Origin of the sequence: Peribacillus kribbensis DSM 17871, from assembly GCF_000430765.1 — a bacterium.
GTDB lineage: Bacteria > Bacillota > Bacilli > Bacillales > DSM-1321 > Paraperibacillus > Paraperibacillus kribbensis.
In genome coordinates this window covers 1-14974 of record NZ_AUMQ01000050.1, presented here as the reverse complement: position 1 = coordinate 14974, position 14974 = coordinate 1, and the positions used below count along the sequence as shown (strand labels likewise).

Below are 14974 nucleotides of genomic sequence, written 5' to 3'. Positions count from 1 at the left end.
GCCATGATTTTTACAAGACCATACTGTAAATCAAATTTAGGGTCATTCGGAATGATTCTACAAATGCCTGTTTTATGAAATCTTTCGTCAAGCTCGACATAGCGTACTTTTGAATTTGAACGGTATTGAGCTGAAAAAACTTGGTCGAGTTGCGCGGGGACAGTAACAATATGAGCATTAAGTTCATCTATTCCTTGGATAAATGTAGCCCCTAGACTATCATGAAGCTCTAAACGTTCAAGATTGGTAACTTGGGGGTGAAAGCCTACGATTAATCGTTGCTCCGCCAAAAAAACCTCTCCTTTAGAATTTCTTTTTAAGGAAAGAGATGAAAAATTCTTCTCCGGTTTAATATAGAAGTCTCTTCTAAGAACACAATAATTTGTTTCGAAAAAAATAAAATCTTCTCTCTCCTATATGATTAATAAATTCAGAAAAGATTAATTTAGTGAGGGCAAATTGATAGAAAAAGATACCTTGTTACGCCCGAATTGTCTGAATTCTCTTCCGAGTTTTTGTGAACCTTCTTCAAATCCATTTTCTATTCTTTATAGATGGCAGTGAGAGCTCGTCTATCCACGACCATTGTCTGATGTATCAACACGGACGAAATAAAAGAAACTGGGTCACATGTGAAAAAACATCCAGTAGGTTTAAATATTAAATTGGTTATACCGGATTAATGAAGAGTATTGATTATGGCAATGGGTTGAATTTGGCATTTATCTGGAAGTTACCAATCTAAAGCATACGTATATTCATTTACTTGTGTGAGTTCTTGAAAGGCGAGCAACGATTTTTCCTCTAGGTCATTATAAATCTCATCATACGTATGAGAATCTACTGACCATTTAATAACATAGAAACATCATATGTGATAAATGGACTTGACAATTCAAAAGATGGAAAATGTGAAATACTAGGTTCAAACTTTAATTTCTCATAAATTTTATCCCATACCTCTTTATATTCTAAATTAGATAAGTGAAATTGTGTTACTCCTTCGAATAACAATTCTATTGCCGATGGATTATTGTACTGTCTTTGAAACAGCATTCGAAATAGTTCAGTATAAAAAAGAGGAGTAGCTATGAACAGCCACTCCTCAACTATTGAACCCCTTTAGCTACAATTTGACAGCGAATCCTCATAAAACAATTAAATCTCTGTCTGAATTAATTTAATTCAAAAAACTCTAGCCAAACCTCCAAGGCTGGTTCCACCTGTTGCAGTGCCTGTTCCCACAAAAGACCAAAATCCAGTTGAAGGATCAATGACAATAAGCTTACCACCATCGGTTGCAGGTGGTATAGCATTCGCTGTTCCTCCAAATAATAAATTATTACAGAACTGCAGGCTGACAACACCGCCGCTTGGTGTGGACCCATCAGGGTTCTGAATACGTGTAACAAATGTAGCGGCTCCCGTTTTGGTATCTATAGTGTACAGTCCCGGTGTTCCGTCACTGCGACGAACGCGTAGTGAACCCCAAAGTGTACCAGTCTCATCAAAAGTGATTCCTTCCATTCCTTCAATGGTGCATGAACCAGAGTCACATATTCCATAGGGTCCAACCACTGTAGCTACTCCTGTACTTTTATTTATGATAGCCAAATGATCTGCACCTGTTGGGCTGCCACCAATTATATTAACTGAAGCAAACAACGTGCCATCGCTCCTAAAATCCAATCCTGCAATAGAGGTAAATGATCCTAGTCCCGTATTGCCAACAAAAGTGGCTGTACCTGTATTTGGATCAACCGTGTAAAGAACTGCTATGCCTCCACCAGTACCGGCATACAAGATACCAGTTGTTGGATCGGTGGCTAGTGATGGAGCTTCATCAAACATTTTACCTATAATTGTTCCGTTTCCCGTCAATGTATCAATGGAAATTAGGTGGCCAAGAATTGCATCAGTTCCATATAGTTTATTACATAATGGTCTTACCCCCAATTTATACCCCCTCCTTTTTACTTTATATCCTTTATTAAATGCATTATCAAAGATAGAAGTATAGACAACTATCGTAGTCCATTGCATCAATTTTAACTTTATAGATTCCTTCATTAAGATAGATTTATTTTACAAAATGCCCCGTTAGCACAATAAGTAAAAGTAAAAGTTGCCTTTAGAACTATTCTCGTCCCACAACTTTTACTTTATCAACATTTAATTTTTCATTTCTGTGGGGTAAACAATGGATGTGACCACTTTTGATTAGTCTGCTTGCTCCCCAAACTTCTTTCCGTTTAGGATGTAGTTTAGCATTAATAGTGGGGAACCGTACCATAAGTAAATGAGGTTTTTACATAATAAGAACAAGCCCTATCCGGTGATGAATTACTAGGGCTTGGTTCTTTTAAAGTATAACGTTGTGCTTGTCTAGGGGGCCTCTATATCATTTATTTCACATTATAGGATTAACGAAGCAAGTCCAATCTACTTAAAAGAAGAGGCAGTCGTAGCTGACTGCCCTGCTTTTATCTCCAATTAACATTTAGCCATACCCTATCAGATGATTCATAATTACTGCCAGTTTCGAGGTTTTAACTCTGGACCAACTATGTGCGAAACTTCCTCTCCACTTGTTTCATCATGTACGAAATGTGCCGAATACCAAACCACTATATCTTTTCCATTAATATACTCACCATTTACAAATTGGTCTAAATTAGCTCTAGCTTTATTTAAATTTGAGGTAAAACCTTGTCCATCATCTAACTCATTACTATGGTAACGAAGAAGCCACACGTCCCCAACGCCAAAACTGTCTGCTTTACCATCACCCCTACCAGGAACCAAATAATACCCTTCACCTGTTAATTTGTTAGAAATTAGCCATTTTCTATTATGAAAATTGTCACGCGTTCTTTTGATTTCATAACCAATCGTATTAAAAATAGATGTTCCAGTACTGATTTGGTCGTTAATTTCTTGTATAAAGTTATTACTAGCTTCCAGAATATCAAAATCAAATCTCCAATATACGTGGTGAATATGAGGATTGCACGTGCAAGAATTGGATACTGCACTAAAACCAAAACGTGGGCGAATCGTACCATCGTTGTGGAAACGCCATTCACTGATATATCGATACCAGCCGGCTTCCAATTCACTTACTAATACCAGTTCTTCCCCTTCTGTATAAATCCCTACACCGAGGAAGTTACCGGTATCTGCACCAGTATCAAGGATGGTTCGTGCAGGGGTGGAGCACTTGCGAAATCCGGGTGCAATATCTGTTCCAACTGCTTCAATCCTCCCTTCTTGCCACTGCCAATCACGGTAAGGACCACAAACATCATTCACATAACGAACATTCAAGATTGGTACATGGGCACGGGATAATACTTTTTTTCCTCGATACATCACATTTTGAAGTTCGATCCCTGAACCAACTATACCAGAAGAAGCAGCTGGTCTTACTGCAAGGAAACTCCAAACCTCCGTATCACCTTGTGACACTTTTATTTGTGCCTGACCAGCAGTTCCTCTTTTTACTGTAGGCTGATTTGCATCAGGCGGGGGTTCACAAATTTGAACACTTGCTGTTGAAGATGGCGGGGCACCCGTTGCATATATAATTACTTCACGTCTAATCATATTAATTCCGACAATCTGATGTAATAGCTCTTCGTTCCCTTCTTGACCTTCCTGAACAGGGAGAAGTCCAACCGCAAGGGTCCTTTCAATACGGCCGTTTCGAACCTCTGAATCGATGATGGCTGGCATTGCTCTGTAAGGACGCACAAGGTCTTCTTGAATGAAGCGGCCAAGCTCAGGATGTTCTCGAACGATATTTACCGCCAACTCGAATTCCTCAGTACTTGGCAACGGCTGCGTATCTAATTGAGAGGTTTTGAGGAGTCCTGGATTATGAATCGGTCCAGAGGCTATTACTGCTCGATTGTTGGTGTAGTCATAGTATGTGGCCAAAAAATCACTGGGTGGTCTAGGTTGAGAATGTTTCGGGTTGTTTTTTAATGGGTTCCCAGGAATATCCCCGGGATCAAGTAATTCTAACGAGAGCAGCAGATGCCTGGTTCCCCGTAATAAAGATTGGATAGTAGGATGATTGCCACAGATACTTTTTAATTTATTTGTTGTTTCTTGGTCAGGACCAAATGGAACTACCTCTATAATAAGTTCTGGTCTTAATGCCATTGAATCACTCTCCAATTATACTCTTTGATAGTTAATTACAACTCTTCAAGCATCATATGTTAATGAGACTTCAAAGGAAACAGTTTGGAAGGGGGATTTCTTTTTGGTTCCGTACACTTAATCAAATCCAGAGAATTGATTTTTTCTATTGACATTTAATATGAAATGGTTATGTTCCTTTTGCCGTTGGATGAACTACCGAACAAATTAATTAAATGGAGGAAGCAAATCATGAAAAAAACACAGAGAAATACTACTGAAAAATTCGAAACAATACACAAACTGCCATGCAGCGCCTAAGAGATAGAGGGATGAAAAGCTTTGATTGAAGATGAAAAAAACGGATTGTATGATGTGATTTTAGCCAAAGAGCTATCTCGTCTGGCGCGTAATGGCAAGCTTTCATACGAGTTACGGGATATGTGTAACGACCATGGAATTCACATCGTGTGCATGGACAATTCCATAAATACTATTGAAGGCAATACCAATAACTTTGGATTATATGCCTGGTTATATGAAAATGAATCAGCCAATAGCAGCCGGAGGAATAAGCAGGCCAAGCGCGTTAAAGCGCAAAGGGGAAAGTTTGTAGGTTCACATCCTCCTTATGGATATGGTTTGGAAAATGGAATAACGATGATACTCCCAATGTCGTCCGCCGTATATTTCAGGACTATTTAAGCGGGACGGGTATGGATACCATTGCAAAAAATTATACCGAAGGATCATAACAAAAGAAGATTTAATGGAATTAAAGCAAACACTTGATGCCAAAGTAGAATCCCTACTGAATAAACAGGCGCAACTAAATGAAGACTTGATTGAGTCCGAAAATAAGGATTATATTGCGACCCTTAAAGAAAAGCTTAGTGACTTGCTTAACCTTAAGGCTTTGACGCCTCAAATACTTAATTCATTAGTGGAAAAAGTAATCTGTCAATCAGATGGAACAATTCACATCAAATATAGCTTTGTAAATCCATTACAAGAAACATGAGAGGCAACTCCCAAAAGGGTTAGTTGCCTTTCTTTAAAATGAGTTGCGAAACACTCTCCACCTGAGCTGTCTGCGGAAACATATCCACCGGCTGGATGGAATTCACCTTGTACAGCCTGCTTAGAGTCTGGATGTTTTTCGCCAGTGTCGAAGGATTGCAGGATACATACACTATTTTCTTCGGCTTGACCTTGATGATCGTCTGAAGGAGCTTATCATCGAGTCCCGTCCTTGGTGGATCCACGATAAGGACATCTGGCTTCCAGCCTTCTTTGATCCACTTTGGCATGATGTCCTCCGCTTTGCCTACTTCGTATTTTGCGTTTTTCACTCCATGGCGGGCTGCGTTTTTCCTGGCATCCTGAATGGATTCCTTGATGACATCCATCCCCCGGATTTCTTTAGCAGAATCAGCTACCCATAATCCGATGGTCCCTACACCGCAATAGGCATCCACAACACGTTCCGTTCCAGTCAGCCCAGCGGCTTTTTTAACCTCATCATACATTTTTACAGTCTGAATGGGATTCAACTGGAAGAAGGTCCGTGCTGAAAGCTCGTAGGACATGTCCCCCAGGGTTTCCCGGATGAGGTTTTCGCCGGATAAGTGTATGGACTTTTCCCCGAATATCATGGAAGTATTTTTGGAATTTATGTTTTGTACTACCGATTTCACTTCCGGCAGCTGTTTCTTTATTTCAGCTATCAGTTCGTCCCGTTTAGGCAGGGTGTCTGTAGCAGTTATGATGACAATCTGCAGCTCTCCTGTATTGAAGCCCACCCGTGTAACAACGGTCCGGACCACCCCTTTTTTCTTGCGCTCATTATAAATAGGGATCTGCAGTTTAGCGATGATTTTCTTGACAATCCGGGTTGCCCGGTTGCTTTTCGGATGCTGTACGATGCATTCCGGGATATCAATCAGGCGGTGTGTATTCAAGGCATAAAGACCCGCAATAATTTCTCCATTTTGATTCGTGCCGACCTGGAATTGGCTCTTATTCCGATAGTGCCAAGGATTTTCCATGCCGATCGTTTCACGTATATCAATGCTCTCTCCAGAAACCTTCGCATGTCGTTCAAGGGCTTGGACAATAATATCTCGTTTTTCCTTCAGCTGCCTGTCATAGCCGATATGCTGAAGCTGGCAGCCACCGCACTCATAATATACCGGGCAGGGCGGCGTAACGCGATCTGCTGATTCTTTCCGGATCTTTTTAATGCTGGCTTCTGCAAATTTCGGGTGAATGCGCGTGACCTCTGCCACTACCTCTTCCCCAGGCAGGGCTCCATGCACAAATACTACCTGCCTTTTAAAATAGCCTACTCCTTCGCCATTAATGCCGAGCCTTTTAATGGTCAGGGGAATGGTCTGGCCCTGTTCTAGTTTTACTTCTTGCTGGTTCAATTATGTTTCACTCCGTTTTTCAATGCTCCTCCATAAATATAAAGAAGCATAGCTTAAATATGGATTCCAGCCTTCGCTGTATGTATCCATTTGTTCTTGTGTCGGTTTTTTCTCTAAATCAAAAAGGTTCTTTATCGCATTTTGAATGCCTATATCTGCTTTGGGGAATAAATTGGGCCTTCCGAGTCCAAAAAGAAGGAAATTTTCGGCAGTCCAGCGTCCGATTCCCCTTATTTTTGTAAGCTGCTCTATAACTATTTCATCCGGCTCACTGCTGAGCTCTCTGATATTAAGCTCTCCATCTGCAATAAGCTGTGAGATTCCAATCAAATATTCTGCCTTTCTTGCACTGAACTGAAGTTCCCGTAAATCTGCCACCGATAATTTTGCGGCCTTTTGGGGAGGTGGATAAAACCAGGCGCCATCAACCTGGAATCCATAGGCTTTTACATAGCGGGCAGTCAGGGTGTAGGCGAATTTCAGGTTCAGCTGCTGATGGACGATGCATTTCACAAGGCAGCCATAAGGATCAAAGTCCAATATTAAGGGCGTGCCTCTATGCTCCTGAAAAATTCCCTTTAAAGCGGAACTTTCAAAATGGTTCTGTATATTTTCCAAGGGTAGATGCCAGCCAAAGATTTTTTTTATTCTTTCCATAGCTTCTTCCCTTTGCGGTTCCCGATCACCGGAAATTCTGAAGGAAGGCGAGTCTGTAGTCCCCGCTGCCTGGACTTTAACAGCTATTGGTTCTTCTTTCACATAAAGGGGTACCAAGATGCTGCGTCCTGATGTATCCACAGCATGCAGAGGGTCATTTGACAGTCTGTCCAATACAAGATCAAAATTGTAAGGCGGTATTACGTGAATGGTTTCAGTCCACACAGACAGAGCCCTCCCATAAGCCAATTTTCCATTATTATAGCATGTTTTCCAATTAGCTTAATACAGCATAGGGTCTTTTAAATCCTTTCCCATCATCAGGGCATCAAGTGATTTGAAGGTATATCCCTGCTTCTTTAAATCAATGATGATTTTATCCAGGGCATCGGCGTTATCCTTTGAAACGGTGTGGAGCAGGATAATGGCTCCCGGATGGATCTGGCGCATAACATGATTATAGGAATACATCGGCCCCTTTTGAGAATCCACCTTCCAGTCTACGAATGCGAGTGACCAAAAAATATGCTTATAGCCGTGCGCATTCGCAATCTCCATGGTGCGTTCACTGAATACTCCTCTTGGCGGACGAAGATAAACCATCCCTTTCTGGCCGGTAAGCTTTTCCGTCTCAAGCTTCACAGAGTCTAATTCCTTCACAATTTCCGCTTCTGATTTAGTTGTTAAATCAGGATGATGCCATGAATGATTCCCAACTATATGGCCTTCCTTTACCATCCTTTTCGTCAAATCTGACGCGGATTGTAAATAATGGCCTGTCACAAAAAAAGCAGCAGGTACTTTTTCTTTCTTCAGCACGTCTAGGATTTTCGAAGTATATCCATTTTCATAGCCATTGTCAAAGGTTAAATATATATCCTTTTTGGTAATATTTCCCTTATAAATGGCCCCGTGCCTTTTCAGCATATCGTCCAGATTCTTGCCGGCCTCAGCAGGCTTTCCGCCATGTCCCTTTGCAAACCCCCAGTTGTACCGCTCATTTGAACTGGAAGTAAAGCCTGTATGGACAAATTGAAAATACAGGATCATACCTATCATGAGATACATGAGCTTTTTCATTTTGTCATCCTCCTGGAATTGAACTTTGTTTTACGGTTATTGTTTTACTCCAGCACGAAAACATGACAGGTGAAAATTTACCAAAGAAGCAGCTGTCCAGAAAGCCAGTAAAATCAGTAACAAAAACAAAAGCAGGTGGAGAAAACTTTTCGTTTTTCTCCACCTGCTTTACATCAATTATGTTTGAAAAGCACCGCTTTCCGCTTTTAGTTGAACACCCGATCTTTAAACTGGCTCAGTTTTTCGAGTGAGGACATGGCTACGTCCTGGTGGAGGCTGTTGCCGTGGGAGTCCATGGTGACAACTGCGGTGAAGCCTTCTACTTTAAGGTGCCACATGGCTTCTGGGATGCCGAACTGCATCAGGTCCACACCTTCGACTGATTTTATACAGTCAGCATAGTATTGGGCTGCCCCTCCGATGGCATTGAGGTAGACGCCCCCGTGTTCTTTTAAGGCTTCCAGTGTTTTCGGCCCCATACCTCCTTTTCCAATCACAGCACGGATGCCGAAGCGCTTCATGATGTCTCCTTGATAAGGCTCCTCGCGGATGCTGGTCGTTGGGCCGGCTGCTTTGACATGCCATTGTCCATCTGCATCCTTCAGCATGACCGGGCCGCAGTGATAGATTATCTGGCCATTAAGGTCGATTGGTGCTTCATTTTCGGATAAATGTTTATGAATGGCATCCCTGCCTGTGTAGATCATTCCATTTATGCGGACAACATCACCGACTTTAAGTTCTCGGATTTGTTCCTCAGTGATGGGTGCCTGAAGAATAACCTCATTAACTGCCGGCGCTTCAGCGGCTGCTGCCACTTCATGGTCCGCCTGGGAAGCAAAGCTGATTTTTTCACCGCTCTGATAGAACCACTCCTGGATTTCACCGGTTTCAGGGGAAATCTTTACTCCCTGGCGGCGGTACGCCCAGCAATTATAGGCAACCGAAACAAAGAAACTTGCCGGAATGCGGTGCATGACACCAATTTTACAGCCAAGAAGTGTCGTTTCTCCGCCAAAGCCCATGGTTCCGATTCCAAGCTTGTTCGCATTTTCTAGAACATATTCTTCAAGGGAGCGGAGATCTTCATTTGGATTGACATCCTCCACTTCCCGGAATAACTGTGCCTTTGCAAGATCATAGCCTGAACTGCGGTCGCCGCCGATGCCAACGCCAATGAAACCTGCGCTGCATCCCTGTCCCTGAGCCTGATATACAGAGTGGAGGATGCACTTTCTGATTCCGTCAAGATCCCGGCCCGCGCGTCCTAATCCTTCCAGCTCACAAGGAAGGCTGTATTGGATGTTTTTATTTTCACAGCCGCCGCCCTTTAAAATCAGGCGGGCATCGATATAATCCTGTTCCCATTGTTCATATTTGATAACTGGCACACCAAGCCCCAGGTTATCACCGCTATTTTCCCCTGTCAGTGAATCCACGGCATTCGGGCGGAGCTTGCCGTCCTGTGTCGCTTTCTGAATGGCATGCAGAATCGCCGCATTGATCTCCAGTTGGTTGACTCCTACCGGTGTTTTCACCTTAAATGTCGGCAATCCTGTATCCTGGCAGATCGGTGAAATATTTTCATCCGCCATTTGAATGTTTTCTGCAATTGTATCCAGGCTCATCGCTGCCCGCGTTCCAGCACTTTCCTGCTCTTTCGCTGATTTAATAGCCCGCCTGACGTCTTTTGGCAGATTGGTGGATGTTTCTACAATTAATTGATACATGCTCTCTTGAAGTTTTTCTGTATTCACTTGCTTGTCCCCCTCATACTCCCAGAATGATTCTATCTTTGTTATATTACAATATTATAAAAATTCACAAATCCATTATACCCCTATCTTGTTTATTCGGAAAGGCAATATTGCAAACGCTCCCAAACCTTTACGGATTCAAAGAAGGAATTTTCCTGTCTGTGAAGAATTACTTACAGACCGTGTAAAGGGGGAAAGGACTTGTTTATTGAGCTTGAATCAGAACGGCTTTTGCTTGCAGAAGTGAAAGAACACCACAGCAAAAGACTTTATGAGATTTTTTCGAATGAGGAGGTAACACGCTATTATGGCATGGATACCTTTACTTCGATAGAAAATGCCGTAAACCTTATCCATTCGTTTCAGAGGATGTTTAATGAAAAAAGATCGATCCGGTGGGGACTGATTTTAAAGGAAAATAATGAATTGATCGGAACGGCCGGATTTAATAATCTGCAGACATGGAACAAAAGAGCAGAAATCGGCTATGAGCTGGATCCTGATTATTGGGGGAAAGGATTGGCAGCCGAAGCCGTAGAGGAATTGCTTCGATATGGATATGAAGATCTTGGTTTATACAGGATTGGCGCTGTTACATACCCGGACAACGCTGCTTCTCAGAGGCTTTTAGAAAGGCATGCCTTCCAAAAGGAGGGATTGCTCAGGGGCTATATTTTTCAGAATGGACGCTCTCATGATGCGAATATCTATTCGATCCTGAAAGAAGATTGGATGGTAAGTAAAGAAAGAAAGGTGAATCCTGCCTCCCGGGCTTGATTCACCTTTTTTCTATTCTTTAGAGAATTGATTGACCTTCAGCTCTAGATCATCCAGCATTTCAATCAAGCGGTCAATGTCTTCCAGCTCTGTTTCTTCAGGATCGATACTGTCCAGTACGTCTAAAAACATGGATAGCCTCTGCTTTAAATAGGCTACCTGTCCATCTTTATTTTCAATCGCTTTTCCCAAGGTGATTTCTCTCCTTCCGTCTCTAATATCCTACCCAATTCAGGAGAAGAGCGCAATGAAAAATAGGCGTTAGGGAGGTTGTTTGATTATTATTTGTTCATTTAAGGCTTTTATTTCAGTCCAAATTTTGAGACATGCTTGTTTCTCATTCCCTCATTTACACAAAAAACCCCATTCTTCTTTAAGAACGGAGTTTTCGCACTTATCTTGCCGATACCATGAAACTGAAGGAGAGATGGTCCTGGATAGGGATCCAGGCTCCGATCCCCTGGGATGTAACATTTTTTACGGAAATATAGCGCTTTGTGCCTTTTAAGATTAAATATACTTCCCCATACGTCACTTTGCCTTTTTCATTGACAGCAGATGCATAGGCATGGAGATAACCGGTCCTGTTAGCAGGGATGTTGTAAATCCGGTCCTTTTTTGTGCCATTGCCGATAATCGCTTCATAGGCAAGAGGAAGCCCGGTTTTGTTGGCTGCCTTCAGGAGCATCATTTTATGCACATCTTCAGCCTCCGGTATTTTGGCAGTCAATCCGCCGCGCACGGTTTTTTGCGCTTCCTGTACATAATGAATCTGATAGGGGGCAATTCCTCCCCTGTTGTCAAAGTAATTTGTATTCACCTTCTGATACTCCCAATTAGGAGAACTCTCTAGAGACTGATAGTTCAGCGCCCAATGGCCCAAGTATATGGTTGCCCGGTATCCAAGGGCAAAGGGAGATTTATTGATATTGGATTCATTAAGCATTCTGATCAGCTCTGGATTTTCAATCTTCACATTGGACGATTTGGTCAGCTGCCTGGTCAGCTTGCTTGGCTGAAGATACGGCATGTCCTGTGAGGCATTCGGATACGTATTTTCTTTAGCAATATTTAGAACAGACTGAGGAACAGCGGTTTTTGGACTGGTGTTATTCTGATGCTTCCCTGCTGCCATTGAAGACGGCCCTGATAAGGCAATAAGGGAGAAGCTGAGTGATAAGGATAAAATGAGTCTGAACATGCTGCACACTCCTTATTGGCTTTATATAACTTTTCTTTTATGATGCTTATCTTATTTGGGATTTATGCGGAGGCCTTATAAATTTATCGCGTCATTGTAATATAATTGTAAAATTCAGAAGATTTACAATTATTAATATTTTTGTTATACTATCTTTATAATAAAGGAAGGAGGCGAAATCGTTTCATACCCATCTATATATAGGGAGGTATGCCTATACAAACTGATTTCAGCTTTAAACGGGTGAAAAGTTGGTTTAATGGAAAGAATGGTTTCGCTGTGCAGCAAACAACAGGGGGTGAATCAGCTAGAGGACCACTGTAAATGCTTTTGTACCTTTAAACGTTATTTAAAAAATCAATGACTCTGCCGTTCCCAAGCGGCAGAGTCATTTTTGCGTTATAAAAGATAAAAGCCAATTCCCATGATCACATAAGCTGCCAGGAGGGTCAGTCCTTCAAACCAATTGGTTTCTCCATCATTTGAAATAATAATCATGAGCAGTACAGATGTAACCATGGCAGTTAATTCCGGCCATGTGAATACCAGGGGCATTGATTTTGAGAAAAATAGGGAGACCAGCACAAGGAGCGGTGCCACAAACATGGATATCTGCAAAGTGGAGCCTACCGCAATTTCAACCGCAATGTCCATCTTATTTTTAAAGGCCATCATGACGGCTGATGCATGCTCGGCTGCATTCCCTACAATTGCTACTACAATAATCCCGATAAAGAGCTCCGTCCAGCCGAATGTTTTCCCGACTGTCTCAAAGGTATGAACTAAATGCTCAGAGATGTAAGCTACAGCCACAGTTGCCAGCGCCAGTACTGTAATGGCCCTTCCCTTGCTCCATTCCGGTTCTTCCTCCACCTTCCTTATCTCTTCCTTATGCTGATAGACCCCGCGGTGAGTTACCAGCTTGAAAAATAAGGCAGCAAGATATAACACGATCATCGTAATGGATATTCCCACACTTAGCTTGAGCGTTTTCGTTGAAGTCATATTCATGCTGAATACTTCCGGTACGACAAAAGCAATAATAACAGCAAAAATTAACAGTCCAGCATTATGCCTCGCATCAAATACATTAAATTTCTGCCTTTTATATTTCAGGCCTCCAATAAAAAAGGAAAGTCCTGCCACCAGAAGCAGATTCCCGATTACCGATCCCGTCAAAGATGCAAGCACGACTCCGACCAATCCCGCCTGCAGCGCAAAGATGGATATAATCAGCTCCACTGCATTGCCGAACGTAGCATTCAGCAGTCCCCCAATTCTGGGCCCGGTTATAATGGCGAGACTCTCAGTTGCCCGGCCCATAAAGCTTGATAAGGCAATAATGGTAAGGCAATAGACAAGAAACATAAGAATTGTCGAGAAGTGCAGGAATGTTCCAATAACAGATAGTGGTACTCCAATAATCACTAATATCAAGAAAATCTTATTGACCATTATTCCCCTCCAAAGTTTAATGCGATTTCTTTGTTATGTACGTTTCCAAGGTTCTTTCTTCCTAAAGCAATATGCTTCTTTACCTCATTTTTTACTTGCCTAATCCTGAACCAAACTAGTAACATCTATTATTATAATTGCTCAGGGAGAACAAAATGAAACTAACAAGATTGCAATTTTGGGTATTGGTAAGCATCGTAGGCATTTCGGGATTCTCACAAGGAATGCTTCTGCCTCTATTGGCAGTTATATTTGAAAAGCACGGGGTCAGTTCTTCTATAAACGGACTCCATGCAACGGGTCTTTACATAGGAATCCTGCTCGCTTCTCCATTTATGGAAGCCCCCCTAAGGAAGCTGGGCTATAAAAAGATGATCATAATCGGAGGATGTACGGTATTTGTGTCCCTCTTCTTATTTCCATTATGGACCTCTCTTTGGTTCTGGTTTATTTTAAGGCTGTTTATCGGAGTTGGCGACCATATGCTGCATTTCGCTACACAAACCTGGATTACCGCCTCTTCCCCAGTTGAAAAACGCGGACGGAATGTATCCATCTATGGGCTATTTTTCGGGCTGGGATTTGCTGCCGGCCCTACACTTACAAATCTGGTGGAATTTAATGAAAAGCTGCCCTTTTATCTATCATCAGGCATCAGCATGCTTGCCTGGCTCACTTTGTTTATACTGAAAAATGACTATCCAGAGAAATCAGTTGAAACCATTTCTCTTAGAGGGACAATTAACAGGTTTGGCAGAGCCGCAAAATATGCATGGCTGGCGTTTTTGCCTACTTTTTCCTATGGTTTTGTTGAGGCATCCTTAAATGGAAGCTTCCCTGTTTATGCTTTACGGAATGGGATCACAGTATCAGAAGTGTCCCTCCTGCTTCCCGCTTTCGCTGTGGGAGCTATTCTGTTTCAGTTTCCGCTCGGTATTCTGAGTGACAAATTCGGAAGGAAAAAGGTCTTGATCGCTGTCATGCTTTCCGGATTTACCTTCTTCACTCTTGCGGGGTTAAGCAAAAATTCCGTCACAGGACTGTTCATCTCCCTGCTGCTGGCAGGCATGTTGACAGGATCGACATTTTCTCTCGGAATCAGCTATATGGCAGACTTAACTCCGTCCAGCCTCCTGCCGGCAGGGAATCTAATGTGCGGTATCTGCTTCAGTCTGGGAAGTCTTGCAGGCCCCTTCTTTGGAGGTCTCATTATCCAATTCTTCAAAGGAGAAGCCTTTTTCTATGTAATCAGCAGCATTTTCCTGATTTGCTTTATCCTCCTTTCCGCCTTCAAACCCCGGGGAACATTTCCGGAAACCATGAATAATGCGGAGACATTATAATCTTAAAATTACTTAATTTATAATTTATAGTCCTAATCCAGCCTGCCAATTTAGTTAGAAAAGCACCGTCGTTCTCCGTTTTTTTAAGCGGGAGCAGCGGGACAGGTGAGACCCCGCAGGCGAAGCCGA

General features: G+C 42.3%; 15 protein-coding genes. 4 read left to right on the top strand and 11 right to left on the bottom strand.

Annotated elements, in window-relative coordinates:
- The 4 genes from H539_RS28355 to H539_RS0110880 form a co-directional block, all read right to left on the bottom strand.
- Window positions 1-290 (bottom strand): S8 family serine peptidase (locus tag H539_RS28355; protein ID WP_035322390.1); only part of this gene is annotated, 290 nt, incomplete at its 3' end.
- 550 nt (window positions 291-840) lie between these two features.
- Window positions 841-1056 (bottom strand): DUF2716 domain-containing protein, encoded by a 216-nt coding sequence (locus H539_RS30760; RefSeq protein WP_081415851.1) that lies wholly within the window; start codon window positions 1054-1056, stop codon window positions 841-843.
- Between the two features lie 129 nt (window positions 1057-1185).
- On the bottom strand, window positions 1186-2070 hold the full coding sequence (locus H539_RS0110885; RefSeq protein WP_162144714.1) for an NHL repeat-containing protein: 885 nt from the start codon (window positions 2068-2070) through the stop codon (window positions 1186-1188).
- A gap of 459 nt (window positions 2071-2529) precedes the next feature.
- Complete coding sequence (locus tag H539_RS0110880) at window positions 2530-4167, bottom strand: copper amine oxidase (protein ID WP_026693533.1); 1638 nt, start codon at window positions 4165-4167, stop codon at window positions 2530-2532.
- A gap of 321 nt (window positions 4168-4488) precedes the next feature.
- Between H539_RS0110880 and H539_RS0110875 the strand changes: the two genes are divergently transcribed.
- Together H539_RS0110875 and H539_RS0110870 are read left to right on the top strand one after the other, a co-directional pair.
- Entirely contained in the window at window positions 4489-4851 is a 363-nt protein-coding gene (locus H539_RS0110875) for a recombinase family protein (RefSeq protein WP_026693532.1), read from the top strand.
- 64 nt (window positions 4852-4915) lie between these two features.
- Window positions 4916-5167 carry a hypothetical protein gene (locus H539_RS0110870; RefSeq protein WP_026693531.1) on the top strand — a complete coding sequence of 84 codons (252 nt, stop codon included), beginning with the start codon at window positions 4916-4918 and terminating at the stop codon, window positions 5165-5167.
- A 19-nt stretch (window positions 5168-5186) separates the two neighbouring features.
- On the opposite strand, the gene rlmD is transcribed toward H539_RS0110870, so the two are convergent.
- The 4 genes from rlmD to H539_RS0110850 all read right to left on the bottom strand — a co-directional run bounded on the left by rlmD (window position 5187) and on the right by H539_RS0110850 (window position 10069).
- The gene (rlmD, locus tag H539_RS0110865) at window positions 5187-6575 is read right to left on the bottom strand and encodes a 23S rRNA (uracil(1939)-C(5))-methyltransferase RlmD (protein WP_026693530.1); all 1389 of its coding nucleotides are present in this window, start codon (window positions 6573-6575) and stop codon (window positions 5187-5189) included.
- The gene (locus tag H539_RS0110860) at window positions 6576-7457 is read right to left on the bottom strand and encodes a DNA-3-methyladenine glycosylase family protein (RefSeq protein ID WP_026693529.1); all 882 of its coding nucleotides are present in this window, start codon (window positions 7455-7457) and stop codon (window positions 6576-6578) included.
- A 57-nt stretch (window positions 7458-7514) separates the two neighbouring features.
- On the bottom strand, window positions 7515-8312 hold the full coding sequence (gene pdaA, locus H539_RS0110855; protein WP_026693528.1) for a delta-lactam-biosynthetic de-N-acetylase: 798 nt from the start codon (window positions 8310-8312) through the stop codon (window positions 7515-7517).
- Window positions 8313-8518: 206 nt separating this feature from the next.
- On the bottom strand, window positions 8519-10069 hold the full coding sequence (locus tag H539_RS0110850; protein ID WP_026693527.1) for a fumarate hydratase: 1551 nt from the start codon (window positions 10067-10069) through the stop codon (window positions 8519-8521).
- Window positions 10070-10270: 201 nt separating this feature from the next.
- Here H539_RS0110850 and H539_RS0110845 point away from each other — a divergent pair, with 201 nt between their 5' ends.
- Window positions 10271-10846: a GNAT family N-acetyltransferase gene (locus tag H539_RS0110845; RefSeq protein WP_026693526.1), complete on the top strand. Its 576-nt coding sequence runs from the start codon at window positions 10271-10273 to the stop codon at window positions 10844-10846.
- 12 nt (window positions 10847-10858) lie between these two features.
- Here the strand turns inward: H539_RS0110845 and H539_RS0110840 are convergent, their stop codons facing one another.
- The 3 genes from H539_RS0110840 to cax all read right to left on the bottom strand — a co-directional run bounded on the left by H539_RS0110840 (window position 10859) and on the right by cax (window position 13502).
- Complete coding sequence (locus H539_RS0110840) at window positions 10859-11038, bottom strand: SE1561 family protein (RefSeq protein ID WP_026693525.1); 180 nt, start codon at window positions 11036-11038, stop codon at window positions 10859-10861.
- 202 nt (window positions 11039-11240) lie between these two features.
- Window positions 11241-11981 carry a YfkD famly protein gene (locus H539_RS0110835; protein WP_245602163.1) on the bottom strand — a complete coding sequence of 247 codons (741 nt, stop codon included), beginning with the start codon at window positions 11979-11981 and terminating at the stop codon, window positions 11241-11243.
- Window positions 11982-12446: 465 nt separating this feature from the next.
- Complete coding sequence (gene cax, locus H539_RS0110830; RefSeq protein ID WP_026693523.1) at window positions 12447-13502, bottom strand: calcium/proton exchanger; 1056 nt, start codon at window positions 13500-13502, stop codon at window positions 12447-12449.
- Window positions 13503-13657: 155 nt separating this feature from the next.
- On the opposite strand from cax, the gene H539_RS0110825 reads away from it, so the two are divergent.
- Entirely contained in the window at window positions 13658-14845 is a 1188-nt protein-coding gene (locus tag H539_RS0110825) for an MFS transporter (RefSeq protein WP_026693522.1), read from the top strand.
- Window positions 14846-14974 lie beyond the last annotated feature (129 nt).